Origin of the sequence: Bacillus paramobilis (assembly GCF_038096195.1) — a bacterium.
Classification (GTDB): Bacteria; Bacillota; Bacilli; order Bacillales; family Bacillaceae_G; genus Bacillus_A; species Bacillus_A mobilis.
In genome coordinates, this window is the sequence record NZ_CP151108.1 from 552,842 (window position 1) to 576,624 (window position 23,783).

The 23,783-nt window shown below is 36.3% G+C and carries 27 protein-coding genes; 16 read left to right on the forward strand and 11 right to left on the reverse strand.

Annotated elements, in window-relative coordinates; translation table 11 throughout:
• Positions 1–161 precede the first annotated feature (161 nt).
• Together AABL52_RS02725 and phnA are read left to right on the forward strand one after the other, a co-directional pair.
• Positions 162–956, forward strand: coding sequence for a DUF2628 domain-containing protein (locus tag AABL52_RS02725; RefSeq protein ID WP_341519687.1), 795 nt, complete (start codon positions 162–164; stop codon positions 954–956).
• 234 nt (positions 957–1,190) lie between these two features.
• A complete protein-coding gene (gene phnA / locus AABL52_RS02730) occupies positions 1,191–1,532 on the forward strand; it encodes an alkylphosphonate utilization operon protein PhnA (RefSeq protein WP_000212737.1) in 342 nt (113 codons plus the stop codon).
• Between the two features lie 94 nt (positions 1,533–1,626).
• On the opposite strand, the gene AABL52_RS02735 is transcribed toward phnA, so the two are convergent.
• From AABL52_RS02735 to AABL52_RS02750, 4 genes are all read right to left on the reverse strand, one after another.
• On the reverse strand, positions 1,627–2,424 hold the full coding sequence (locus tag AABL52_RS02735) for an ABC transporter permease (RefSeq protein ID WP_341518870.1): 798 nt from the start codon (positions 2,422–2,424) through the stop codon (positions 1,627–1,629).
• Positions 2,408–3,067 (reverse strand): ABC transporter ATP-binding protein, encoded by a 660-nt coding sequence (locus AABL52_RS02740; RefSeq protein WP_000470294.1) that lies wholly within the window; start codon positions 3,065–3,067, stop codon positions 2,408–2,410. Before AABL52_RS02740 ends, AABL52_RS02735 begins: the two co-directional genes overlap by 17 nt.
• A 54-nt stretch (positions 3,068–3,121) precedes the next feature.
• The gene (locus tag AABL52_RS02745) at positions 3,122–3,295 is read right to left on the reverse strand and encodes an aspartyl-phosphate phosphatase Spo0E family protein (protein WP_001054620.1); all 174 of its coding nucleotides are present in this window, start codon (positions 3,293–3,295) and stop codon (positions 3,122–3,124) included.
• Between the two features lie 230 nt (positions 3,296–3,525).
• Complete coding sequence (locus tag AABL52_RS02750; protein ID WP_000682069.1) at positions 3,526–4,596, reverse strand: NAD(P)/FAD-dependent oxidoreductase; 1,071 nt, start codon at positions 4,594–4,596, stop codon at positions 3,526–3,528.
• 501 nt (positions 4,597–5,097) lie between these two features.
• On the opposite strand from AABL52_RS02750, the gene AABL52_RS02755 reads away from it, so the two are divergent.
• The 3 genes from AABL52_RS02755 to AABL52_RS02765 all read left to right on the forward strand — a co-directional run bounded on the left by AABL52_RS02755 (position 5,098) and on the right by AABL52_RS02765 (position 6,843).
• Positions 5,098–5,337 carry a YuzB family protein gene (locus tag AABL52_RS02755; RefSeq protein ID WP_000595024.1) on the forward strand — a complete coding sequence of 80 codons (240 nt, stop codon included), beginning with the start codon at positions 5,098–5,100 and terminating at the stop codon, positions 5,335–5,337.
• A gap of 244 nt (positions 5,338–5,581) precedes the next feature.
• Positions 5,582–6,448, forward strand: a complete 867-nt coding sequence (gene dapF, locus AABL52_RS02760) for a diaminopimelate epimerase (protein ID WP_000077403.1) — start codon at positions 5,582–5,584, stop codon at positions 6,446–6,448.
• Between the two features lie 41 nt (positions 6,449–6,489).
• Entirely contained in the window at positions 6,490–6,843 is a 354-nt protein-coding gene (locus AABL52_RS02765) for a HesB/IscA family protein (RefSeq protein WP_000573830.1), read from the forward strand.
• A gap of 144 nt (positions 6,844–6,987) precedes the next feature.
• Here the strand turns inward: AABL52_RS02765 and AABL52_RS02770 are convergent, their stop codons facing one another.
• Entirely contained in the window at positions 6,988–7,551 is a 564-nt protein-coding gene (locus tag AABL52_RS02770; protein WP_098872582.1) for a GNAT family N-acetyltransferase, read from the reverse strand.
• Positions 7,552–7,709: 158 nt separating this feature from the next.
• Between AABL52_RS02770 and AABL52_RS02775 the strand changes: the two genes are divergently transcribed.
• The 3 genes from AABL52_RS02775 (at position 7,710) to AABL52_RS02785 (ending at position 8,531) form a co-directional block, all read left to right on the forward strand.
• Positions 7,710–7,898 (forward strand): hypothetical protein, encoded by a 189-nt coding sequence (locus AABL52_RS02775; protein WP_087959436.1) that lies wholly within the window; start codon positions 7,710–7,712, stop codon positions 7,896–7,898.
• Between the two features lie 66 nt (positions 7,899–7,964).
• The gene (locus AABL52_RS02780) at positions 7,965–8,072 is read left to right on the forward strand and encodes a methyltransferase (RefSeq protein ID WP_341519688.1); all 108 of its coding nucleotides are present in this window, start codon (positions 7,965–7,967) and stop codon (positions 8,070–8,072) included.
• A gap of 105 nt (positions 8,073–8,177) precedes the next feature.
• Positions 8,178–8,531 carry a YxeA family protein gene (locus AABL52_RS02785; RefSeq protein WP_000833154.1) on the forward strand — a complete coding sequence of 118 codons (354 nt, stop codon included), beginning with the start codon at positions 8,178–8,180 and terminating at the stop codon, positions 8,529–8,531.
• 27 nt (positions 8,532–8,558) lie between these two features.
• Here AABL52_RS02785 and AABL52_RS02790 read toward each other — a convergent pair whose 3' ends face one another.
• A complete protein-coding gene (locus AABL52_RS02790) occupies positions 8,559–9,020 on the reverse strand; it encodes a DUF523 domain-containing protein (protein WP_340423138.1) in 462 nt (153 codons plus the stop codon).
• 77 nt (positions 9,021–9,097) lie between these two features.
• On the opposite strand from AABL52_RS02790, the gene AABL52_RS02795 reads away from it, so the two are divergent.
• Entirely contained in the window at positions 9,098–9,979 is an 882-nt protein-coding gene (locus tag AABL52_RS02795) for a helix-turn-helix domain-containing protein (RefSeq protein WP_341518871.1), read from the forward strand.
• 434 nt (positions 9,980–10,413) lie between these two features.
• Here AABL52_RS02795 and AABL52_RS02800 read toward each other — a convergent pair whose 3' ends face one another.
• A complete protein-coding gene (locus AABL52_RS02800) occupies positions 10,414–11,601 on the reverse strand; it encodes an MFS transporter (protein ID WP_341518872.1) in 1,188 nt (395 codons plus the stop codon).
• A gap of 91 nt (positions 11,602–11,692) precedes the next feature.
• On the opposite strand from AABL52_RS02800, the gene AABL52_RS02805 reads away from it, so the two are divergent.
• On the forward strand, positions 11,693–12,562 hold the full coding sequence (locus AABL52_RS02805; protein ID WP_000158035.1) for a LysR family transcriptional regulator: 870 nt from the start codon (positions 11,693–11,695) through the stop codon (positions 12,560–12,562).
• 584 nt (positions 12,563–13,146) lie between these two features.
• Here the strand turns inward: AABL52_RS02805 and AABL52_RS02810 are convergent.
• The 3 genes from AABL52_RS02810 to AABL52_RS02820 all read right to left on the reverse strand — a co-directional run bounded on the left by AABL52_RS02810 (position 13,147) and on the right by AABL52_RS02820 (position 16,162).
• Positions 13,147–14,394: an MFS transporter gene (locus AABL52_RS02810; protein WP_073516975.1), complete on the reverse strand. Its 1,248-nt coding sequence runs from the start codon at positions 14,392–14,394 to the stop codon at positions 13,147–13,149.
• A 175-nt stretch (positions 14,395–14,569) separates the two neighbouring features.
• Complete coding sequence (locus tag AABL52_RS02815; protein ID WP_341518873.1) at positions 14,570–15,049, reverse strand: GyrI-like domain-containing protein; 480 nt, start codon at positions 15,047–15,049, stop codon at positions 14,570–14,572.
• A gap of 123 nt (positions 15,050–15,172) precedes the next feature.
• On the reverse strand, positions 15,173–16,162 hold the full coding sequence (locus AABL52_RS02820) for an NAD(P)/FAD-dependent oxidoreductase (protein ID WP_000829779.1): 990 nt from the start codon (positions 16,160–16,162) through the stop codon (positions 15,173–15,175).
• Positions 16,163–16,624: 462 nt separating this feature from the next.
• Here AABL52_RS02820 and AABL52_RS02825 point away from each other — a divergent pair, with 462 nt between their 5' ends.
• From AABL52_RS02825 to pepA, 5 genes are all read left to right on the forward strand, one after another.
• Positions 16,625–17,833 (forward strand): NAD(P)/FAD-dependent oxidoreductase, encoded by a 1,209-nt coding sequence (locus AABL52_RS02825; protein WP_000856609.1) that lies wholly within the window; start codon positions 16,625–16,627, stop codon positions 17,831–17,833.
• A gap of 123 nt (positions 17,834–17,956) precedes the next feature.
• Positions 17,957–18,463, forward strand: a complete 507-nt coding sequence (locus AABL52_RS02830; RefSeq protein WP_048561638.1) for an NUDIX hydrolase — start codon at positions 17,957–17,959, stop codon at positions 18,461–18,463.
• Entirely contained in the window at positions 18,460–18,777 is a 318-nt protein-coding gene (locus AABL52_RS02835; protein ID WP_341518874.1) for a YuiB family protein, read from the forward strand. The genes AABL52_RS02830 and AABL52_RS02835 overlap by 4 nt, the downstream gene beginning before the upstream one ends.
• Positions 18,778–18,863: 86 nt before the next feature.
• Complete coding sequence (locus tag AABL52_RS02840; RefSeq protein WP_140392587.1) at positions 18,864–19,490, forward strand: 3D domain-containing protein; 627 nt, start codon at positions 18,864–18,866, stop codon at positions 19,488–19,490.
• A gap of 145 nt (positions 19,491–19,635) precedes the next feature.
• Positions 19,636–21,120 carry a cytosol aminopeptidase gene (pepA, locus tag AABL52_RS02845; protein WP_341518875.1) on the forward strand — a complete coding sequence of 495 codons (1,485 nt, stop codon included), beginning with the start codon at positions 19,636–19,638 and terminating at the stop codon, positions 21,118–21,120.
• A 92-nt stretch (positions 21,121–21,212) separates the two neighbouring features.
• Here pepA and cdaS read toward each other — a convergent pair whose 3' ends face one another.
• Entirely contained in the window at positions 21,213–21,818 is a 606-nt protein-coding gene (gene cdaS / locus AABL52_RS02850) for a sporulation-specific diadenylate cyclase CdaS (protein WP_001158733.1), read from the reverse strand.
• Between the two features lie 143 nt (positions 21,819–21,961).
• Here cdaS and AABL52_RS02855 point away from each other — a divergent pair, with 143 nt between their 5' ends.
• Positions 21,962–23,686: a phospho-sugar mutase gene (locus AABL52_RS02855; protein WP_001104195.1), complete on the forward strand. Its 1,725-nt coding sequence runs from the start codon at positions 21,962–21,964 to the stop codon at positions 23,684–23,686.
• The last annotated feature ends 97 nt before the right edge of the window (positions 23,687–23,783 follow it).

A 23,783-nucleotide genomic window follows, 5' to 3' on the forward strand; every position in this document is an offset into this window, starting at 1 on the left:
ATAAGTATTCTAATATATTTAAAAGTAAAATGAAATAATAAACGGGTAATTGTCGTAATATATTCGATTTCCTTTCATTTTTATGAAATATATGTACTTTTTGTTAGATTCCTTCTTTTTATTTCTATAAAATACACGTATGTAGAAATAAGAAAAGGATGATGTACGTGAAGGACACGGTTTTACAAGAAACAATTTCTCCGCAACAGTTACATACAGTCGTTCAAAAAAGTACGGCGTATTATGACTTTAAGTGGGGGAAAGTAGAAAATCCAGCGCAAGGGAATACGTGGAACTGGGTAGCCTTTTTCTTCCCAACGTTTTGGTTAGCTTATCGTAAAATGTATAAGTTGTTTATTATACTTACGTTATTGGCGATACCTAGTATCGTTGTAACTCCTTTTATAGATATTCCAGATGGGGTTTATTTAACATGTAGTTTAGTTCTTCAGTTAGGAACGATGATATTTACTGGATGGCAAGGAAACCGTTTATATTATAAGCATGCTGTTCGTGTTTTACATAAGGGAGAAAATATGCCAGATCATGAGAAGGCGTATTACCTACAATCAAAGGGGAGCGCTAGTTTTGCTGGTATGGTTGGTGTCCAGGTTATAGTTGGAATCGTGTTTGGTGGAGCTATGTTCGGACTCTCCCTTTTACAAACTGAGCCGAATATTAAAAATGTTGTTCGTTCAAGTAGTGAAAGTGTTACTTTAGAGATTATGACGGATAATCCAACTTGGAAGTTTGTGAAGAAAGAACAAGATTATGATGTAGTAGAATTTACTGGTTATGATTATACAGAGAAGAAAAACGTGAAAATTAAATTTGCTGTTTATTTTAGTGAAGACTATTTTGAATGGCAAGAAGTATATGAGAATAATAAGAAGTTAAGTGAAGATGAGCTAGAAGAGTATCAATTTTATATTGAGGAAAATGGTTGGGGGCTCTAGTGAGAATTCGTTCATTTTGAAAAGAAGAATCTTGTGAAGGTTCTTCTTTTTTATTGGAAACACCATACGAATTAAAATTTTGTAAAATACAATAAAAAATGAGAATTCCAGGTAGGCTTGTCAATAACGTAAGACTGTGGCACTATAAAGAAATGCTATACAAATTTTATTTATCGAGATGTAAACATCAATTTTGATTTTTACGTATAAATAATGAACGGAGGAAATGAATTTATGGCTACTTTACCAAATTGTCCAAAATGTAATTCAGAATATACGTATGAGGATGGCGTTCTTTTCGTATGTCCAGAATGTGCTCATGAGTGGGGCCAAGAAGCAGAAGCAGAAAATAATGATGGTGCAAAAGTTGTAAAAGATGCGAACGGAAACGTTCTTCAAGACGGCGATGCTGTTACTGTCATTAAAGATTTAAAAGTAAAAGGAACTTCTTCAGTTGTGAAGATTGGTACGAAAGTAAAGAGTATCCGTCTAGTTGATGGCGATCACGATATTGATTGCAAAATCGACGGTTTCGGAGCTATGAAGTTAAAATCACAATTCGTTAAGAAGGCGTAAGTAAAAAGAGGAGGCGATTAGCCTCCTCTTTTTTTTATTGTCATTTTTGGTCGGTAAGTCGATATAATTTCATTTACGATGAACAGAGCATGATTTACCTCGCACTATAGTCAATCTCTTTCAACTGACACCGCTTATTAAAGAATGTTTTGTATCCAAGCTGTAAGAAGATAATGACCGAGAACGCGGTGCTTCCAGAGATACCAAGTATAATGGCGATTTGATATTGAATGGCTGTAAATGGTGATACACCAGATAAGATTTGACCGGTCATCATGCCTGGTAGGCTTATAATTCCCATTCCGACCATAGAATTGATGGTAGGTAAAATAGCAGAATCAAAAGCGTCGCGTATGAGCGGAGCAGTAGCCTCTTTCGGTGTTGCGCCGAGCATAAGTGCTCCTTCGATTTGGCCTCTTTGCGATTTCATATTGTTTAAGAATGTATTTGCACCGAGAGAAACACCTGTCATCGCATTCCCGACTAACATTCCCGTAATCGGAACGATATATTGCGGTGCATACCAAGGGTCGTGACCGATAATAACAAAGATAAATAGTAGGAGTGGCCCGATTGATCCGGCAACCATGGAAAGAGCGGCTACTCGTTTTAATTCTTTAGACATCGGGATATTGACACGTTTATAAATATTAAAAATTGCAAAGGTAGTAATAGAAGTAATGAGAGCAATTGTATAAAATGGATTACTATTTTCAAATACGTATGTAAGGACATATGCAACAAGTACGAGCTGAATCGTCATACGGAATGTTGCGAGCGCAATTTGTTTTTCACGCGGAATCCCTTTTAATTTTACAAGTCCAATTAATATAAGAATAAAAATATATGCGGCGGCAAGTTGCCAAATTTGGAGTTCAATAACGCCCTTCAACTGAGAGCACTTCCTTTCTAGTTGCACCGTTTGTTTTGCTAATTTCAATAATATCGTCTGCAATTTCTTCTGGAAGTTGTTGTGAGTGTGTGATGAAGATAACTGTTTTTTTCTTTTCTTTTGCTAGTATAGTAAATTGTTTCATAACGCGGCGTTCTGTATCGCTATCTAGCGCCGAGGTGGGTTCATCTAATAAATAGACAGGTGGATCCATAAGTACGATACGTGCAAAAGCAAGTCGTTGTTTTTCCCCGCCTGATAAGGAATCAGCGTTGTCTTCTAAATTTTTTTCTAAACTAACAGTCGTTAATGCACTCCGCAGGGCATCATCATTTGGAAATGGTTTTTCAGAAAGACGAAGTCCCATTAATAGATTGTCTTTAATCGTTCCATCAAAAATAGGTGGCGTTTGCCCAAGCATGACTACGTCACGTCGTAATTGAATAGGAGGATAGTCAGAAATTAGCTTTCCGTTATATTCAATTGTACCGGATGTTGGTGATTGCAAATCATTTAGCATGCGGAGCAATGTGCTTTTTCCGCTCCCACTCTCACCGATAATACATGTGATTTTTTCTTTTTGAATCTGTAAATAAGGAATGTGTAGTATATTTTTATATGTAACGTCTTTTAATATAAACATAGATGGCTCCTTTCTGATTCTAGTTCTATCGTATCAAAAAAGAGAAGATAATGGTTATAAAGAGCAACGTTTTTTCTTCGTCTTGAGTTCTATTAATAAGTTAAGTAAACGATCTAATTCTTGGCTGAAAGAAATCACTTTATCATGAGTGAATCCGTACTTTTCAACGAGATAGATCAATTCTTTCTTCTTCGCTTCTATTCGATCGTTTAGTTTCGTTAAGTTCATAAGTGAAATGGAATACCTCCTGTAAAAGTATTTATAACATAAAAAATAAGACCGAATGACTTCGGTCTTAAAGGAAATAAAACAACTTATAAATAGCATACACTGTTTATCAATAGTTTTTAATATAAAAATGAAAAATAAATCATCACCCATATTGAGAAAGATGTGTCTGATAATTATATTGTAACTCATAAAAGGAGCTGCCTACTTAGTAGACAGCATGTAAAGTATTAACCCTTATGATATTTGTACATCCAAAGAAGACCGGATTTTAATAATCTCGGTACACGTCCCATTAATGGTTGGTTTGCGAGTAAACCGAAGCCGTGCTTCTTCCCAAGAGAGCCGAGAACACCTTTCAATTTAATAACAGGTAGTTCGTCAGGAAGGGGTTCATTATTCCAACGTTTTAATAATATTTGGACAATTTGTTCTCCTTGACCTTCGGCAAGTTGGGCAGATGGAGCGTGTGGAAGTGCTGCGCAATCTCCTACAACATAAACGTGCTCGTTATTTGGAATATTGTGATATTTTGTTAAAACAACCCGTCCGCTACCATCTTGTTCAACTGGAAGGTTTCGAACAACTTCATTTGCTTGAATACCAGCTGTCCAGACGATTGCATCACATTCAAGTGGTTCATCGTGGTTGTACACAATATTTGGTTCTACTTTTGTAATGTCAGAGTTTCGTATAATAGTAACTTTATGTTTTACGAACCATTCTTCTACGTATCTACTTAATTTCTCTGGATATGGGAATAGAATTCTATCTTTTCGATCAAATAAGTAAATTTTTAAATCAGAACGGCTTTCGCGAAGTTCACTTGCAACTTCAACGCCACTTAATCCAGCACCAACGACAGCTACTGTTGCATTTGGTTCTAGACTATTTAATTGTTCATATGTCTTACGTGTTTGTTCAATCGATTGTAGGCTATGTGTAAATTCCTTCGCCCCAGGAACGTTATGATATTTATCCTCACAGCCAAGACCGATAATTAAATCATCATATTGGATCGATTCACCGCCATCGAGATGAACAGCTTTTTCTTCGAGATCAATATTTGTTATTGTGCCGTATTGAATATTGAGGCGTGGGTGCTCAGGAAACGGTATACGAATATGCGTTTCTGAAATAGTACCCGCAACTAATGCATAATATTCAGTTTTGAAGCAATGATATGGTACTTTGTCGATTAATGTCACTTGTACATCATCTGGAAGTTGGTTGCTTGGAAGTAGCCGCTGCAGAATTCTCATTCCACCGTAGCCGCCACCTAGTATTACGAGGTGTTTCATGATGGATTACCCCTTTTCTGTTGAAATATCCCCTAATCATACAATTTTATATTAATAAAATATTTTGACTTTACTCAATCAAATTATATCGAATTTGTGAACAAATAACAATGCATGAATGAATACTCTGTTGTACAATAAGAAGAAAAGTAAAGTAAACTGTTTTGCCTTTTTAGTTACCATTTCATTGCAAGTAGCATGTTATATAAAATAAGACTATCTACTTTGAAGTGAAATAGTGAAGTAACTAAATAGTTTAGAATGTATAACGAAAACAACAAGAGACAGCTTAGTTTTCTTCTTATAGATAAAGTGAAACTTTAATCAGTGGGGGGGGTTCATCCCACACTGATTATTAGTTGAACCAATCGGGCATTTACGGGCAGTTATCTCCCACCTAACTTCCTTGAGTTCGCCGAGTTTTGAGGTGGGAGTCTTACTGCCCGTTAATGCGGGGTAAAGTCAGAAGGTAATTTGTTTTGTAGTACAGGGGGGAGAATTTTGATTAAACCATTAATTGAATTTTGTGTAGGTAACCTTGCGAGTGGCTCACAAGCAGCTTTAGAAAAACTAGAAAAAGATCCGAATTTAGATGTAATGGAGTATGGTTGTTTAGGATATTGTGGCATTTGTTTTGAAGGACCGTTTGCACTTGTAAATGGTGAAGTAGTACAAGGTGCTACAGTAGAAGAACTTGTCCATAATGTATATGAGTATTTGGATGAAAATCCAATGTTTTAAGGTGTTGCAATCAGCAGCACCTTTTTCTTTTTCTATGAGATAAAATTTTGTTTCGCAGGGGAGGATAATATTGTATGTAAATAAAAAAAGACCCTTTTAGAAGGGCTTTTTTCTTACACAACTTGTGCAAGAATGGCTCATCGCCAAATGTTGTCAAATATGAGAAACGGGGGACATTCATATTGTGTTCTAAAAGCGTGCATTTTATACTTACAATAACAAACTATTTTTGGAGTGAATACAAATGAGCCAATTTTCTTTTACAAAAATGCATGGTCTTGGCAATAGTTATATATATGTAAATATGTTTGAAGAACAAATTCCTGAAGAAGATTTAGCTCTTGTGGCGGAAAAGGTTTCAAATATTAATACTGGTATTGGAGCAGATGGAATGATTTTAATTTGTCCATCTGACGTAGCTCCGGTGAAAATGCGCATGTTTAATAATGATGGATCAGAAGGAAAGAGCTGTGGTAACGGTTTACGCTGCGTAGCGAAATATGCGTATGAGCATAAACTAGTAGAAGAAACAGTTTTCACAATTGAAACGTTAGCTGGCATTGTAACGGCGGAAGTAACGGTAGAAGAAGGGAAAGTTACATTAGCGAAAATCGATATGGGAGCGCCGCGTTTAACACGTGCAGAAATACCGATGCTTGGTGAAGGTGAAACACCATTTATTCGTGAAAACTTCTTATACAATAATCATCGTTACGCATTTACAGCTGTTTCAATGGGGAATCCGCATGCGGTTATTTTTGTGGATGATGTAGAACAAGCACCACTTACAACACTTGGGCCAGTCCTTGAGACACATGAAATGTTTCCAGAGCGAGTAAATGTTGAATTCATCGAGATTTTGAATGAGGAAGAGATGAACTTCCGCGTTTGGGAACGAGGATCTGGTGTAACACAAGCTTGCGGAACAGGGGCGTGTGCTGCAGTTGTAGCCTCTATTTTAAATGGGAAAATGGAACGTGGTAAGGAAATTACAGTTCATTTAGCTGGTGGCGATTTAATGATTGCATGGACAGAAGAAGGCAATGTGTTAATGAAAGGACCAGCGGAAGTAATTTGCCGCGGAGTGTATGAGTACAAGATAGAAGCGTAAAGATGTATAATAGAATGAGAACAGAAAGGATGGTGTATTTCATGATTGAAGTAACAGAACAAGCAGCTTTTCAAATTAAAGATATGTTAAAAGATGCTGAAGATGGAGAGAAGTACGTGCGCCTTGCTGTACATGGCGGCGGATGTACTGGCCTTTCTTACGGCTTAGGATTTGAAGTAGAACCAAAAGAAGACGACACAGTTCTTGAGTTTTTTGGTGTTGAATTTGTTATCGATACAGAAAGTGCTCCAATTGTTAAAGGAGTAAAAATTGATTATAAACAATCGATGCTTGGCGGCGGATTTACAATCGACAATCCAAACGCAATCGCATCATGCGGATGTGGATCATCTTTCCGTACAGCGACGAATGCTGGTAAGCCGGAAGAGTGCTAAGTTTTTAGCAGAAATAGAGAAAGACCTTTTTAGCGATGAAATAAAATCGTTAAGGAGGTCTTTTTTTGTCGTAAAAAATCAAAAATGTCGCCTTCCAAATTTAGAACCCGACCTTAAGATGTGTTGCAAAACGAATATTTAAATCTAATTTATTTTTGCATAGATGCAAGTATCAGTTAGTTGTTTGCCGTCAGCTGTAAGATCTTCATTACGTAATATCCCTTCAAGCTCAAAACCTAGTTTTTCAGGGATTGCACGACTTTTCGTGTTATTGCGTTCACATCGTATTTCAATCCTTCTAAATTTGAATAACTGAAATCCAAGGTTTATTAACGCATTTACTACTTCTGACATATATCCATTGCCACTAAATTGGGTGTTAATCCAGTATCCGATTTCACATTTAAAAACCTTCCAATCAATTCCGTGAAGGCTAGCAGTTCCAATGAAATCATTTGTCTCCTTATGGTAGATAAGATAGCGAAAGCTTTCTCTTTTCAAAAAATCTATATGCGCATTTCTCAGGAGAATTTCCGTTTCTTCAATAGTAGGAATGGACTGGAATAGAGATAACCATTGCTTTAATTCACGAATGGAATCTTTAATAGCTTGTTGTACTATATTCCCTTCACCAGCTTGAAGTGGTGCTCGAAGAATGAGTCTGTCTGTTTCTATTTGTAACGGAACATCTAATAAAATAGGGTTCATATTATTTCTCCTTTCAAAAGCTAAAAACAATAAATATATATTCAACTCATCATTTAGAAATCCTTTTTCATCTATTGACTTCTAATTTATTTATCATTTATTTGAGCTTCAAGTTCTCTGTTTTCCAGTTATAATGGAAGGATAGAAAGAGGGGATATATGCTGGAAGATATTTTTGAATTTATATTGAAGTACGTTATAGGTCCTATTCTTAGATTTATAAGATACCTTGTGATAGATATTATAATAGAATGCATAATAGAAGGTGTAATAAACGGTATAAGGAAATTACGTGATAAAATCCGTGATAAGTGGCGAAACTGGCGTGAAAGACGTTATTGGCGGTAATAGATACATAAAAAATTGGCAGTAAAGAGATAGAGGATAAAAAGCCTTAAGAGAGATGATTAATTCATTTCCCTTAAGGCTTTTTATAACGAAGTAATAGCAACACATCCAATTTTAGAATCCGTACTTATTCCAATTGGTGACGGAATGACGGTTTCTAAAGTGAAGAAATAATTATTATCTTACAAAAGTGTAATGTTCATGTCATGTTTTTGAATTTCTTCTTTAAAGCTAAGGCTTTAAGATAACAATATAAGAAAAACACATGAGGTGAAGGAAATGAAAAGATATATTGCACTTTTTAGTATTTTAGTTGTATTTGCAAGCCTATTAGTTGGCTGTGATTTAAATCGTATGGGGAAAGACGAGTATTACGTTCAAATTACAGTAGATGGAAAAGAGTATAATGGTAAGTCTGATAATGGAGCGCCATATAAAGATTACCAATATAAATTAACTGGTTTTGATAAAGAAGGTAAAGAGAAAGAATTAGAATTTACTGCACAAAAAAACTTACGTAAAGATGCATTCCTACGTGTATATCATTCAGATAAAAAAGGTGTAACAGCTTGGGAAGAAGTGAAGAAAGACGAGCTTCCTGCGAAAGTGAAAGAAAAATTAGGTGCGAAATAAGAAAGAAAAAGGAATTGACGAACAGGGTCAATTCCTTTTTTCTTTCTCAAAATCCTCTTCTGAAATGACTTTCAATCCGTGTCTTTTGAATAAAGCAGTTGTTACCCCGTAACCAGTTTGTTTATTCCCGTTAAATTCTCCAGTGTAAATCGTAGAACTACCACAAGATGGACTACGTTCTTTTAAAATAATATATTCTGGATGTAAATCTTTAATTTGTTCTAACGCTTTATAAGCACCGCTCACGAAAGCTTCTGTAACATCTTCACCGTCTTTTGTCATCACTTTCGCTTTTCCATCCAAAACGTCATCGCCATTCCCACCAATAATTTCAGCTGAGGGACGAGGCGTTGGTAATCCTCCTAATACTTCAGGACAAATAAGGACTGTATCTTCTTGTTGCAGCAAAGCCCCTATTTTTGAAACGAGATTGTCATTTCCATCATACCGACAAGCGATACCACCTAAACAAGCACTTATTACGATCATATTGTCACCTCCAAAAAAAATTAAAATATCACGCCAATTTTGCTTCCTGACTCTTACCTATAAATGAGGTGATAAAAATGGGAAGCTTATATAATTTAATGAAACCATATAGTGAATTTCGAAGTAAAGAAGAGTTTAATACATATCAAAAGCAAGTTTTGAAGTACTATCGATTTCAATTAAATAAAACGGATGCTACTATTATTCATTTTCTAGGAAAGTATGCAGTGAATGAGAAACAGAAAACAGTGGGAGTTGCTTGCCCTTTAATGGAGACGATTGCTACAAATGTTGGAAAGAGTATTCGTACAGTACGCCGCTCAATTGCAAAGTTAGAGGAACTAGGAATTATAAAGCGTGTTGCGACAAAAGAAAGACATAAACGCGGCGGATATAGTGCGAACTTATATGTATTTCTTATATCTGCAATTGACCGCATGGATGACCGTATGAAACTGTCCGCATGTGAAAGTGAGGATGATGCAGCTGGCTGTAGTAAAAATGAGCAAAAAAATGAGGGGGAAACAATTTTTTCTAAAAACATCCCACAAATAAAAGAGAATAGAAAAGAAACGTACGAGCTTGATGAGACGTATTGCCGTCATGATATACCGAAGACTTTTGTATACGCACTTGTGCCGATGACGCGTAATCCGAAAAAGATTAATATACTTTGGAGTAAGGTGGAACTTGCATATAAAAAGAGCGGGTTAATAGAGCAAGGTGTGTTACTGGAGCAAATACTAGCTGATGAAGAAGTGTATGGAAATTTCATTTGGCGAGTGAAGAGTGTTGTGAGAGCGTATAAATACGGGGAAATCCGTAAAAATGTTAAGGCGCTTTTATATAGTACAGTGCGGGATTTATTTTTAGAGGTTGGACTAGAATGGGGGGCAGCTGTGAGAAGAAGTAAGGGGATACCGTTATTTGATCCGTTTAAAAAGGAGTCATGCGTATAATACATGACTCCAAGTGTGGCTTTAAAATAGTGTTTGATCAAAATTACCTTTCAAACTCGTATTTTACGTTAAATAAAAGGAATCCGTTTTGAAAAAAGATTGATCAAAACGGATTCTTCTCTTGTGAATTAGTATAGATCTGTTATAAAAAAGTTTGATTATTTTATGCCTGTGATCTTCCACAATCGCGCACTTTAATGGAATAACTAAAATATTTATCAAATCCTATACTCATTAGTCATACTCTAATGAAAGTTTCCTTGTTCTCTTCTTCAATACAAAAGACGTTAAATGCACAGCGAACTTGATATTCGGTACGTTCGTTCTAATATACATTTCCTCTCCCTTCACAACTGCAAAGGTGGGTGATGATTTCCCATTTCAAAACCTTCAACAAGTTTTTGAAATGCTGGTATTGGAGAATATTTTTATCCTTAAAATTGGTGATTATTCATAAAATTTCCATTTAAATGGAAAGAATATCTGATAAAAATAAGTGCAAGTATACCGAATAATCCTCCAATCCAGCTTAAATTCACTATATTTGTATACTGAATAATGATTCCTCCTAATGCAGAACCTAGCATCATTCCAACATTCATTAAGGCGGTATTAAAACTGAGTACTGTTTCAGAGGATTGTGGTTTTAGTGAAATCAGATAAAACTGCTTTGCTGGTGTCGTTGTCCAAGTGGCTACTCCCCAACAAGCTAGTGTGACAAATACACCGACTGCCCTATACTGTGTAAATGTTAGTACAAATAAAGAGATGATATGAACACATAAACTTAATGAAATCGTTCGATTAGGTCCCCATCTGTCTACCGCATATCCTCCAAAGCGTGAGCCAATAAAAGCAAAAGTGCCTAAAACAAATAAAGCGATACTTGTCATTTCTATAGAAAAACCAGCAGTATGACTTAATAATGGAGCAATGTAGGCGAACACCATCGTATATCCTAAAATCCAAAAGATCGTTGTCATTAAACCAGTAAGGACTCGTTTATCTTTCATAATTTGTAGCTGTTGTGTAAATGGCAGCGGTTGGTTTCCTTTTATTGATGGTAATAATTTGTAAAGTCCTATTATTAAAAAAAATGTGCCAAGCGCAATAATTAAGAAAATATAATGCCAATCAAAATGTCCAGCTAAAAATGTTCCGATAGGTACTCCAAGTACTAATGAAACAGTGAAACCTGTAATGACTGTTGCCATAGCACTACCTCTTTTTTCTGGAACTGCAATTTGCGCAGCATAATTGGTGGCAACAACAATGTATAACCCTCCACTCATCGCCATAATGACTCTGGATAACATAAGAAAGACAAAATTATAGCTAAAAAATGCAACTAGATTCCCTAGAATAAATATAGAGATAGCATATAAAAGTACTTTTTTACGATCCAATTTAGACGTTAGCATGACCAAGATCAAAGCTCCAATAGCATAAGATAAAGAATAAATCGTAATCAACTGACCAGCCATTGAAATTGAAATATCTAATTCAAAAGAAATCAGTTCTAAAATACCAGAAACAACAAACTCTGCTGTTCCTGTTACAAAAGCCCCTAAAGCTAAAAGTATGATGATTAGTTGATTCATATTATTTTTCAATTTGTACATCTCCTTATATTTGAACTACTGTTTTTATTTTATGTTCCATGTTAACATAAGTAAAATTGATGTTTTTAATAAAGGAGATGAGTAATTACTCATGACTATTGTGCGCTACGAAATCATTGCAAAAGTGGTTGAGCTAGGAAGCTTTACAGAAACTGCTGAAACATTAAATATGACCCAATCTGCCGTGAGTCATGCAGTTGCGAGTTTAGAATCTGAATGGGGAGTTTCTTTATTAATTCGTGATCGAAAAAAAGGAATAACACTTACAGATATAGGACAAAAAATTCTGCCGCATATTAGAGAAATATTGAAAAGAGTGGAAGTCATTAATCAAGAAATTGCGCTTATGACAAGCTTGGAAACAGGTATTATTCGTATCGGCACTTTTGCAAGTGCTTCTTCCTGCTTATTGCCTAAATTACTTGCAAAATTCCGGAAAAAGCATCCTAAAATAGAATTTAAATTTTACGAAGGAACCTATGAAGAGATTACGGAATGGTTAGGTTCAGGCATTATTGACATTGGATTTGTAGTAAAAGGAAAATCAAACCCAAATTTCGATTTGGTTCCTTTGATTAAAGACAAGATGGTAGTCGCTTATCACCCTGATCATCAATTTCATTCTAAAGAAATAGTAGAAATGAATGATTTAATGTATGAATCCTTTATTATGCCAACAGGGATGTACCAATCACATGTTGAGGAATTATTTGCAGAAGCGCAAATTAAACCATCTATTCTTTTTGAAGTACACGACTGTACAACGATCGCTAATATGGTACAGGAAGGACTTGGCGTTACGATAGGTCCAGAATTATTTTTAAAGACACAGCAAAACATAAAAATCAGCAAACTAAATATTGAAAACAGCCGTGAAGTAGCACTTGCCTGTCAATCAATTGCAAATGCTTCTCCCGCGGTTAAGGAATTTCTTCATGTGGCAAAAAATAGAAATTATTAATAAAACACTAAACTACTCTCCATAGTAAGCCAATCCTATTCATGGTTTGCGACGCTTTGAACGCCCAAACCATGGCAGGACTGGCCCTTTAGTTTAATAAGATATCCTACAATTCTTAAAGAATAGAAAACGAGAATACTGAGTAATAAAAAGATTTGAATGATAATTCCCACCACACTACAAATTAAACCGGAAGTAGCTAATCCACTACCACTTTGATTTTTTTCTACAATTTCTTTTGTCGCTTTTCTAGCAACTACAACTCCTAAACCACCAAAAAAACCGATAAATGGTATTAGGATCTAAATAATACCAAGGTTTAAAGAAATTACCGAATTACTGTTTGTTTGAGCATTTATAACCATTTAGATTTTCCCCTTTACAACCCTTTAGTTTAAGGGAAAATCTTCACAATTTTTTTGCTTCATAATTATTTTCATTAAAATGTTACTCAAGAAAATGGCCCGTTTGTGGAACAAGAAAAAATCCTGCATATCAACACAGGATTTTTAATCAAACTTTATTATAAATTATCGATCTTTATTATAAATAATCAGATTTTTTTCAAAAGCTACACCAAGTAGTTAATCAAACTTTCTTACAACTGGAACACGAACCGCTACAAAGAGTACGAAAACGATAACGGCGATTGCACCGCTTTTCATAACAGTTACGATTGGAATTCCTATTGCAAGTGCGATTGATGTGAATGCATAAGAAAGCGGGATAAAGCCCATTGATGATAGCATAAGTAGACTCATTACGCGTCCCATCATTTCTTCTTTTACTGTCGATTGAATCATCGCCATAAGCGGAACGATAGCCATTGCGATTGTAATACCGTAAAACATGCCAGCTAATAACGCTTGCCAAAGTACAGTGCTAAAGTTGATGGATAAGAAGAATACACCAGACAGTAGCATCATGATAATGCAAAATAGACCGCGTCTACGATTAATGTTTTTTAAACCGACAATGACAGCGCCTATTGCCATTCCGCCACCTACAGATGCTTCCAAGTAACTAAACTGAAGTGAATCACCGTGCAGAACATTTTTAACGAAAAGCGGGAAACCGACTTGCATTGGACCAATTAAAAATAAGTTTAAAAAGGCGCTGCAAAGAAGGAAAGTTGAAAGGAATGGTGATTCCTTCACGTATAAAATGCCTTCTTTAATAGAAGTGAACATGCCTTTGTCTGTATTTTGCTGCTCTGGCATTGTAAATTGTATTTTTTGAACGAGTATGGCTGCGACGATCAGTAATAAAATTGTGATCGAAAAAATCGTTTCATAGTTTGTAAATTTAATAAGAATTCCGCCAAGTACAGGGCCTAAGATGACCGATGCTTGGTTTGTCATTTGTGTAAGTGAGTTTGCTTGTGTTAAACGGCTTTTTTCTACAAGTTCAGGCAAGATAGATCCATCAGCTGACCAGAAAAAAGCATCAGCAAGCCCAAAGAATAAAGCGAATAAAGCAAATGTATATAGTGTTACATCACCTACGATGAACCATGTAAGAATGGTCGCGACGAGAATAGCACGAATAATATTAGAATAAAACATAATGTTTTTTTTCGGGAATTTATCAGCTACAGCGCCGCCGATAATCATAAAAATAAGCCTTGGAACACTAAGAGCTACGAAAACAACACCGAGTGAAGCCTCAAGGTTTAATGTTTTTGCTATGTACCACGTTTGTGAAAAAGTAAAAAAGGCTAAAGCAAAACTTGAAAAGAGTGTAGCTGCCCAAAGAAAAAGGAAATTCGTATTTTTTAATAACGGTTTTCCGCTTCCCTCTAAAGCAGATTTATTTTGTTGTAGTTCCTCCATATTGCTTCCTTTCTATGTGACAAATTTAAACTAAAAAACCTGTTAACAATCGTTTTATACAGTTTCTAATATTTCTATACTGCACTTTTTCATTGTAGACAATAATAATGAATTTGCACAGTGGCTATTTAACGACAAAAAAGAAGATACCAAATGGTATCTTCTTTTTTGTCGTTCAGGCTAATGCAATATAAATATCCAATTGAACGTTGTTTGGATCTAACGCTCTTTCATCATAAAGCTCAAAGTCTGTTGTAAAAGCACGTTTGTTTTCTTTTGACCATTTCCAAATATATTCCCAAGCCTCGCAAACGACTTCAGCAACTGGTCCTTTTCTCGTTGTAAATACCGCATAAGTAGCAGCAGGTATTGTTAAAGTTGTCATATTTTCAGGCACGTCTTCTAATGAAGAAACGGGCATACCGATTGTAAATTGATATGTACCAGTTTCATCTGATTCGTAATTGGAGTAGAAAGCGAGTGTTTCTTTCGTTTGTTGATTTGGGATGTGATGCATAATTTGTTCTTGGAAGTATTGGTTCCAAAGCCCTGGAATTTTTCCTTCAGTAGATGCCTCTATTTCATTTTTCGTCGTAATCGAAACGCCGATTGCTTGGAAAGCTTCTTTTTTTACGATGATAGGTTCGTTTATCATTAAAAATTCCTCCCTTGAATTAGAACGTTTGTTCTCGTTTTATTGTAACATATTTTGGAAGGATACGGTAGCACAATAACAAAAGAACTCCTTCATGTAAAAGGAGTTCTTTTCATTTCTATATTAAAACATACTAGAGCTATGCATCGGTTGAAGTTTTGCGTTTGGATCGAAGTAAGCTTTTGCATTGTTTACTGCTGTTGGTGCTTCACCGAAGCCGCAAGCAATGAGTTTTACTTTTCCTTCATATGTACAAATGTCACCAGCAGCGTAAATGCCAGGAATATTTGTTTCCATTTTTGAGTTCACAAGAATGCTGTTTTTTTGTATATCTAATCCCCAGTTTTTAATTGGGCCAAGAGAGGAAACGAAGCCGTAGTTTACAATTACGTCATCGACATCGATGATAATTTTTTCTTCCGTTTTTACATGCTGAAGAACGACTTGTTCAATTTTGTCATCACCAATGAGTTCTACTGGAACGTATGGTGTGCTTACTTCTGCACGAGAATTCATTAAGCTTTCTACGCTATGTTCATGCGCACGGAATTTATCACGGCGATGAACGATTGTAACTTTGTCAGCGATCGGCTCTAACATCATTGTCCAATCAACAGCTGAGTCACCGCCGCCAAATACTACGACGCGCTTACCAGCAAATTTATTCATATCATCAACGAAATAATGTAAGTTTTTCTTTTCGTACTTTGCTGTCCCTTCTAATTCTAAGCGGCGTGGTTGGAAAGCTCCATTGCCGGCAGTAATAATAACTGATTTAGAATAGTGAGTTTGCTTATTCGTAACAAGTTTAAATATACCGTCAGCTTGTTTCTCAAGCGTATCAACAGCTTCTTCTAAACAAACGGTTGGGTCAAATTTCTTCATTTGCTCTTTTAAGTTATCAACTAATTCTTGTGCGCGCACTTTCGGGAATCCAGCTACATCATAAATGTATTTTTCAGGGTAGAGTGCGGATAATTGTCCTCCAAGTTGAGGTAAGCTTTCAATGATTTTTACACTTGCTTGTCTCATACCGCCATAAAATGCTGTGAACAGTCCTGTTGGACCACCACCAATAATTGTTATGTCGTAAACTTTTTGATTTTCTGCCACTTTCATTCCCCCTATAGATGGAATTTTGATATTGATTTCATATATTGTTCATATGTACACGAAAATCCTGCAAATGATGACACTTTCAAATAAATGATAGCATATTTGAGTTCATAATACTTCTGAAAACGACTGAATTGTGTGTAAGTTTTCGCATAGATGCTTTTTTAATTGTATAAAATATGGTGAAAGGAAAATACATGAAAAAAAGGCTGAAAAACCCTTGAAAACGCTATGTTATTTTAAAATATTGATAATTCTCCAGACGCTTGAATTCTGGAATAAAACCGACTAATATAGGGAAGTATTATGTTAAATTTCTATGACAAAATTCGTACGATTTTTTGACTGCGTTTTGTTACGATATAGAATGTGATAAATTCCACATTCTTGACAAATAGAGTTTTTAGTACTTGGTATTATTTTTCATTACTATTATATAAAGAAAAGGGTTGTGATTTGGTGAAGACTCCAAAAATCGTAGTTTTAGGTGCAGGTTATGGCGGGATGATTACGACTGTTCGTCTGCAAAAAGCATTATCTGTAAATGAGGCTGAAATTACGTTAGTAAACAACAACAGCTATCACTACCAAGCGACTTGGTTACATGAGAGCGCAGCTGGTACATTACAAGATGAAAAAATCTGTCTAGATATTCAAGACGTTATTGATACAAATAAAGTGAACTTTGTACAAGATACAGTAGTAGAAATTAAAGCTGCTGAAAAACGCATTATCTTAAAAGATGGCGAGTTAGAGTATGACTACTTAGTAATCGGTCTTGGTTTCGAGTCAGAAACATTCGGAATTACAGGATTAAAAGAGCATGCATTCTCAATCGCTAACATTAATGCAACTCGTGAAATTCGTGAGCATATGGAAGCTAGTTTCGCTAAATATGCAACTGAACAACGCGATGAGCTAGTAACAATCGTTGTTGGTGGTGCTGGATTTACTGGTATCGAATACGTAGGTGAGCTTGCGAACCGTGTTCCTGAACTTTGCAAAGAGTACAATGTGCCACGTGAAAAAGCACGTATCATCTGTGTAGAAGCTGCTCCAACAGCACTTCCAGGTTTTGATCCGGCATTAGTAGAATACGCTGTAAAACAACTTGAGAAAAAAGGCGTAGAATTCCGCATCGGTACAGCAATTAAAGAAGCAACTGAAGAAGGTATTATCGTTGCAAATGGCGATGATACTGAATTAATTAAGTCTGAAACAGTAGTTTGGGCTGCAGGTGTTCGTGGTAACGGTATTGTAGAAGAGTCTGGCTTTGAAGCAATGCGCGGACGTGTAAAAGTTGATGAGTACATGCATGCTCCAGGATACGAAGAGGTATTCATGGTTGGTGACGCAGCGTTAATCATTAATGAAGAAATTAACCGTCCATACCCACCAACAGCACAAATCGCAATTCAACAAGGTTACAACATTGCACACAACTTAACTGTGTTAGTTCGTGGCAAGGGCGAAATGAAGAAATTCGCATTCGATAATAAAGGATCTGTATGTTCTTTAGGTCATGACGATGCAATGGGCGTTGTTATGGGCAAAAAGTTAACAGGTTGGAAAGCTTCCTTCATGAAGAAAGTAATCGATAACCGTTACCTATTCCTATTAGGTGGACCTTTATTAGTTCTTAAAAAAGGTAAATTAAAGTTCTTTTAATATATAGTAGAAAAAGCAGAAACGGCTAAGAGCTGTTTCTGCTTTTTTCATTTAAAAAATATAGTATAATATATAAAAAAGAAAGAATATTCTGTCCGTTCTAGTAGAGGAGGGTATTACATCATGGAGAAACGAGGAAAAGTATGGCTAGCTGTTAGTGGTTTAGTTGCTACAAAAGATGGCAGGTGGCTGTTCGTTAAGAAAAAATACAGTGGATTAAAGGGGAAATGGTCTTTACCGGCTGGTTTTGTAAATGAAGGTGAGACGGTTGATGAAGCTGTGAAACGTGAAGTGTTAGAAGAGACAGGTATCGTCGCTCATGTGAAGGGGATCATTGGTGTTCGATCGGGCGTGATTCGCAATGAGATTAGTGATAATATGATTATTTTCCTTTTGGAGCCTGAGGGAGAAAATATTATTGTACAGGAGAAGGAATTGTCTGAAGTAGCATTTTTACATCCAGATACGATTGCAGACGATCAAAATACGTCTTTACTTATCAAATATTTGTTTGAAGGAAGGTCAGAACTACATCTTGAGATGAATAAAACATTAGATCCAGGAGAGCAATTTGGTTATACAGCCTATCACGTATTTACGGCACAGACGAAGGAGAGGGAGAAAGAATGAGTATACCGGTACTACTTATTTCAATGATGTTATTCTTCATTTTGTTTTTTGGAATTGGATTTTTACTCAACATGATTTTGCGAGCTACGTGGGTAATGGTTATTGTGTATCCAATTATTTGTATGCTTATTATTAATAAAGCGAGTATGTGGGATTATTTTTCAAAGCCGAAAGAAACATTCTCTTCATTTGGGACAAGTGTATCGCATTTAGGACAGGCAGATGTGTTTATTCTAACTACTGGATTAGTAGGTGCTGCCTTAGCCGGAATTGTAATTAAGAAACTTCGGAAAAGCGGATATCAAATGTTTTAATCTCCAATTCATTTTGGGATTATTTTTTTGCATATTCCTTCATTGTATAGGGAATGATTAACGATGAAGGAGTGTGGAATATAAAAATGTTAAAACGATATTGTATTCGCATTATGATGACTTGTTTACTTGTATCTGCATTATGCGTAACATGGAATGCTTTCACAGGAGTTTCTTTATTAGAGATTGTAAAGAAATATGAGGGAACGAGTGCAAAAGAAGTACATGCAGCAGAAGTTAAGAGAAATGTTGCTCCGAGTAAAGAAGTGATAAATGCTTTAGAGCAGGCAAAAGACTGGTCTAAATATCGTTCAATTGAAATGACTGCAACAGGTTATACGTCAGGAATTGAGTCAACTGGTAAGAGGCCGGGACATCCGGAGTATGGTATTACATATTCAGGTGTTAAGGCGAAAAGGGATTTATATTCCACAATTGCAGCGGACTTACGAGTATTCCCAATTGGAACAATTTTATTCGTACCAGGTTATGGATATGGTGTAGTAGCTGATAAGGGCGGTGCAATAAAAGGAAACCGCCTTGATTTGTACTATGATACGGTGAAGGATGTTTATAGCCAATGGGGTAAGAAAAAAGTAAATGTGTACGTAGTGAAAGTTGGAGATGGTAAGTTTTCAGAGGAAGAGTTAACGATGTTAAATCAAGACGAAACGATGCAAGTGTTTCGCGGTCAATATTTAAAACAAAGATAGTCTAGTGGTAATTACGCTAGACTTTTTTAATTTTATATAGAAGAAATATGGATTATATAGGATGTAACAGAAGTTAGAATTGTCGCATTTTATCGAAAATAAAGTTATAATAAAGGTAGAGTAGAGAAATTTAGGGGGTCTGAACATGTTTCAAGTACAAAAAGAATTAGCAAGCCATGAAGCGGTAATCGTTGCCTTATTTGAAGAAGAGAAAACGAGTAGTTTTGTACAAGAACTGGACAAAGCGTTTGAAGGACAATTACAAGTTTTATTAGAAGAGAAAGAACTTTCTACGAAGAAGAAAGCTATTTCGAAAGTACATAGTTTAGGGAAAACAAATGTGAAATGTTATTATTTCGTTGGTTTAGGAAAGAAAGAATCGTATACGACGGAAACATTACGTGCGGCTCTTGGTAAGGCGTTCAAAACGTTACAAGCAGCGAAAGTACAAGATGCAGCAATCTTGCTTGATTCTTTCGTAACAGAGAAATTAGACGCGATTGATGTAGCTCACATTGCAGCAGAGGTACAAGGTCTTGGTACATATGAGTTACAAACGTATAAATCAGATAAAAAGGAACGTGTGGAGTTAGAGAAGTTCACGGCTATTACAGCAGAAGATGCACAAGAAATTGAAGCTGCATTAACAGTTGGCTACGTACATGGACGTGCAACAAATTCAGCTCGTACACTTGTAAATATGCCGCCAAACGTATTAACAGCAACAAAGCTTGCTGAGTATGCTGTTGAGTTAGCAGAAAAGTATGATATGGATTATAAAGTTCTTGAGAAAGAAGAGATGGAAGACCTTGGTATGGGTGCGTTACTTGCAGTAAACCAAGGATCTACTGAACCACCAAAAATGATCGCTCTTATTTATAAAGGAAAAGAAGAGTGGACAGATGTCATTGGATTCGTTGGAAAAGGAATCACATACGATACAGGTGGTTATTCATTAAAACCACGTGAAGGCATGGTCGGTATGAAAGGTGATATGGGCGGCGCTGCTGCTGTATTAGGTGCGATGGAAATTATCGGTGAACTTCGCCCAGAGCAAAATGTGATTGCTGTTATTCCATCAACTGATAACGTTGTAAGTGGTACAGCATTTAAGCCAGACGATGTAATCACATCTATGAGCGGAAAAACAATTGAAGTATTAAATACAGATGCAGAAGGTCGCCTAGCATTAGCTGATGGAATTACGTATGCGAAAAAACTAGGTGCAAACTATCTGATTGATGTTGCAACATTAACAGGTGGTGTAATTGTTGCGCTTGGAAATCATACGACAGGCGCAATGACAAACAATGAAGAGTTGTTTGAGCAAGTGCTAGAGGCATCTATGGAAACAGATGAATCAATTTGGCAATTACCGATTTTTGATCGTGATAAAGAACGCGTGAGAAACAGTAAGTTTGCTGATTTAAATAACTCACCAGGCCGTGAAGGACATGCGGTTATGGCAGGTACATTCCTAGGTGAATTCGCTGAGGATACACCATGGGTACACTTAGACATCGCTGGAACATCTGAAATGTCAGGAGCGCATGATTTAGGGCCAGCTGGAGCAACAGGTGCAATGGTACGTACACTTGCAACACTTGTTGAACGTTTCGGAGAAGAATAAGATCATAAGAGAAGGCTGTTCCGATATTTTGGAATAGCCTTTTTTATTGGTGGGACTATGGCCGGCTTATCCCATATGAACTCGTTTCATTATTATAAAGAAATTGTATATAACGTCCCATTTAAAGCGAATGAAGTGCGACCTGTTTCTTCAGAGACAACTAAAATAAGGGCATCGCTTTTTTCTGATAAGCCAATTGCAGCTCTGTGACGTGTTCCGAGTTCTGGATCAACTTCTGTGCTTTTCGTTAACGGAAGAATATTAGCAGCTGAAACAATATGATTATTTTTAACGAGAACGGCCCCGTCATGAAGAGGGTTACCTGGATAGAAAATGGATTCAAGTAACGGTGAGGTTAAATGAGCATGTAATGTTGTTCCAGTTTGAATGAGAGAGTCAAGTGGCTCGTTTCTTTCCACAATAATAAGAGCCCCGTGTTTTCGGGCGCTTAAATGTTGGACAGTCGCTGTAATAGAATGTGAGCTTTCCGTGTAAGGTGATAAATACGCTTGAATATAGTATGTAGCTGCCAATGTTTGTACATTGGCTAACATATGATGAATATCTTCCATTTTGCACAAAATACATTCATCTTCTTTATCAATTGCTTGCCTCATAATGGATAATTCTTTCTCAGCAATTTCAATCATTTGCTTTGTTTGTATTTTGAGCTCTTCTGACAAGCCCCATTCTTGCATAATCCTCATTCCCTTTAGTGGAGTATTTAACCATAGTGTATACAAATATTCCTAGTAAAATCCTGTTAGATTGTAAAAAATATTGAGATACAGGTTGTTTTTTTCATATAATAAAGGTATGACAAGCGAGAGGAGATAGAAGTATGAATTGGAAACAAGAATTTAGTCGCTGGCTTTCATATGCAGAGTTAGACGCAGAACTAAAAGAACAGTTAGAAAACATGAAGCAAGATGAGAAGAAAATTGAGGATAGCTTTTACAAAAATTTAGAGTTCGGCACAGGTGGTATGCGTGGTGAACTTGGTGCTGGTACGAACCGTTTAAATGTATATACAGTTCGTAAAGCGACACAAGGATTAGCGACGTTTATTGAAAAATTAGGTGAAGAAGCGAAGAAGCGCGGTGTTGTTGTAGCGTACGATTCTCGTCATAAATCACCTGAATTTGCAATGGAAGTAGCTGCTACACTTGGGGCACACGGTATCACAACATATGTGTTTGAAAGCTTACGTCCAACGCCAGTACTTTCTTTCGCAGTTCGTCATTTACATACAGTGAGTGGAATCGTTCTTACGGCAAGTCATAATCCGCCTGAATATAACGGTTATAAAGTATACGGTGAAGATGGTGGGCAGTTGCCTCCAAAAGAAGCTGATGAGTTAATTAGCTATGTAGATGCAGTAGAGGATGAGTTAACAGTTGAGGTTGCTAATGTGGAGCAATTAAAAGCTGACGGTTTATTACATATTATTGGACAAGAAGTAGATGATGCATATGCTGCAGAATTGAACAATGTCATCATTAATAAAGAAATGATACAAAATGTTGGGAAAGACTTAAAAATCGTCTTTACACCATTACACGGAACATCAAATATTTCTGTACGCCGTGGCTTAGAAGAAGTTGGATTCACAGATGTAACAGTTGTAAAAGAGCAAGAGTTACCAGATCCGAACTTCTCTACAGTTAAATCACCGAACCCAGAAGAGCATGCAGCATTTGAGTATGCAATTCGTGACGGTGAGAAAGTAGGCGCAGATGTGTTAATCGCAACGGATCCTGACGCAGACCGACTTGGCGTAGCAGTTCGTAATCATGATGGTGAGTTCCAAGTATTAACTGGTAACCAAACAGGTGCATTAATGCTTGATTACTTATTATCTCAAAAGAAAGAAAACGGAACACTTCCAGAGAACGGTGTTGTATTAAAAACAATCGTAACGTCTGAAATTGGCCGTACAATCGCGAAAGCATACGGTTTAGATACAGTTGATACGTTAACTGGATTTAAATTTATTGGTGAAAAAATTAAACAGTATGAAGAAAGCGGACAATACGAATTCCAATTTGGTTATGAGGAAAGCTACGGTTATTTAATCCGTCCATTCTGCCGTGATAAAGATGCAGTACAATCTGTTCTATTCGCATGTGAAGTAGCTGCATACTACAAGTCACAAGGAAAAACGTTATACGATGGCTTATTAGAAGTATTTGAGAAGTATGGTTTCTTCCGTGAAGATCTTGTATCGTTAACGCTAAAAGGAAAAGATGGAGCGGAACAAATCCAAGAAATGATGGCAACATTCCGTGAAAATCCTCCGAAAGAAGTAGCTGGCTTAACAGTTGTAGCAGTTGAAGACTATAAAGCGAGCATCGTTACATCTTTACAAGATGGACATAAAGAAGAGATTCACTTACCGAAATCAAATGTGTTAAAATATCAATTAGAAGATGGTTCTTGGTTCTGCCTACGCCCATCTGGAACTGAACCGAAGATTAAGTTCTACTTCGGAGTTCAAGATAATTCTTTACAAAATAGTGAACAAAAGTTACTTACTATTAAAGAAGATATTATGAATCGTTTATAATATAAAGTAATTTTAAGTAGTGGAGAACAAAAGGGAGTGAAACCTCCCTTTTGATCTATGTAAGGAAATAATCGTTATTGATTCTGACAGAAGAGAG

What these genes read in the sequence shown, in the direction of transcription:
- AABL52_RS02725 (WP_341519687.1), top strand. Translation starts at nt 162, where the DNA reads ATGTACGTGAAGGACACGGTTTTACAAGAAACAATTTCTCCGCAACAG.
- phnA (WP_000212737.1), top strand. Translation starts at nt 1,191, where the DNA reads ATGGCTACTTTACCAAATTGTCCAAAATGTAATTCAGAATATACGTAT.
- AABL52_RS02740 (WP_000470294.1), bottom strand. Translation starts at nt 3,067, where the DNA reads ATGTTTATATTAAAAGACGTTACATATAAAAATATACTACACATTCCT.
- AABL52_RS02745 (WP_001054620.1), bottom strand. Translation starts at nt 3,295, where the DNA reads ATGAACTTAACGAAACTAAACGATCGAATAGAAGCGAAGAAGAAAGAA.
- AABL52_RS02750 (WP_000682069.1), bottom strand. Translation starts at nt 4,596, where the DNA reads ATGAAACACCTCGTAATACTAGGTGGCGGCTACGGTGGAATGAGAATT.
- dapF (WP_000077403.1), top strand. Translation starts at nt 5,582, where the DNA reads ATGAGCCAATTTTCTTTTACAAAAATGCATGGTCTTGGCAATAGTTAT.
- AABL52_RS02765 (WP_000573830.1), top strand. Translation starts at nt 6,490, where the DNA reads ATGATTGAAGTAACAGAACAAGCAGCTTTTCAAATTAAAGATATGTTA.
- AABL52_RS02770 (WP_098872582.1), bottom strand. Translation starts at nt 7,551, where the DNA reads ATGAACCCTATTTTATTAGATGTTCCGTTACAAATAGAAACAGACAGA.
- AABL52_RS02775 (WP_087959436.1), top strand. Translation starts at nt 7,710, where the DNA reads ATGCTGGAAGATATTTTTGAATTTATATTGAAGTACGTTATAGGTCCT.
- AABL52_RS02785 (WP_000833154.1), top strand. Translation starts at nt 8,178, where the DNA reads ATGAAAAGATATATTGCACTTTTTAGTATTTTAGTTGTATTTGCAAGC.
- AABL52_RS02790 (WP_340423138.1), bottom strand. Translation starts at nt 9,020, where the DNA reads ATGATCGTAATAAGTGCTTGTTTAGGTGGTATCGCTTGTCGGTATGAT.
- AABL52_RS02795 (WP_341518871.1), top strand. Translation starts at nt 9,098, where the DNA reads ATGGGAAGCTTATATAATTTAATGAAACCATATAGTGAATTTCGAAGT.
- AABL52_RS02800 (WP_341518872.1), bottom strand. Translation starts at nt 11,601, where the DNA reads ATGTACAAATTGAAAAATAATATGAATCAACTAATCATCATACTTTTA.
- AABL52_RS02805 (WP_000158035.1), top strand. Translation starts at nt 11,693, where the DNA reads ATGACTATTGTGCGCTACGAAATCATTGCAAAAGTGGTTGAGCTAGGA.
- AABL52_RS02810 (WP_073516975.1), bottom strand. Translation starts at nt 14,394, where the DNA reads ATGGAGGAACTACAACAAAATAAATCTGCTTTAGAGGGAAGCGGAAAA.
- AABL52_RS02815 (WP_341518873.1), bottom strand. Translation starts at nt 15,049, where the DNA reads ATGATAAACGAACCTATCATCGTAAAAAAAGAAGCTTTCCAAGCAATC.
- AABL52_RS02830 (WP_048561638.1), top strand. Translation starts at nt 17,957, where the DNA reads ATGGAGAAACGAGGAAAAGTATGGCTAGCTGTTAGTGGTTTAGTTGCT.
- AABL52_RS02835 (WP_341518874.1), top strand. Translation starts at nt 18,460, where the DNA reads ATGAGTATACCGGTACTACTTATTTCAATGATGTTATTCTTCATTTTG.
- AABL52_RS02840 (WP_140392587.1), top strand. Translation starts at nt 18,864, where the DNA reads ATGTTAAAACGATATTGTATTCGCATTATGATGACTTGTTTACTTGTA.
- pepA (WP_341518875.1), top strand. Translation starts at nt 19,636, where the DNA reads ATGTTTCAAGTACAAAAAGAATTAGCAAGCCATGAAGCGGTAATCGTT.
- cdaS (WP_001158733.1), bottom strand. Translation starts at nt 21,818, where the DNA reads ATGCAAGAATGGGGCTTGTCAGAAGAGCTCAAAATACAAACAAAGCAA.
- AABL52_RS02855 (WP_001104195.1), top strand. Translation starts at nt 21,962, where the DNA reads ATGAATTGGAAACAAGAATTTAGTCGCTGGCTTTCATATGCAGAGTTA.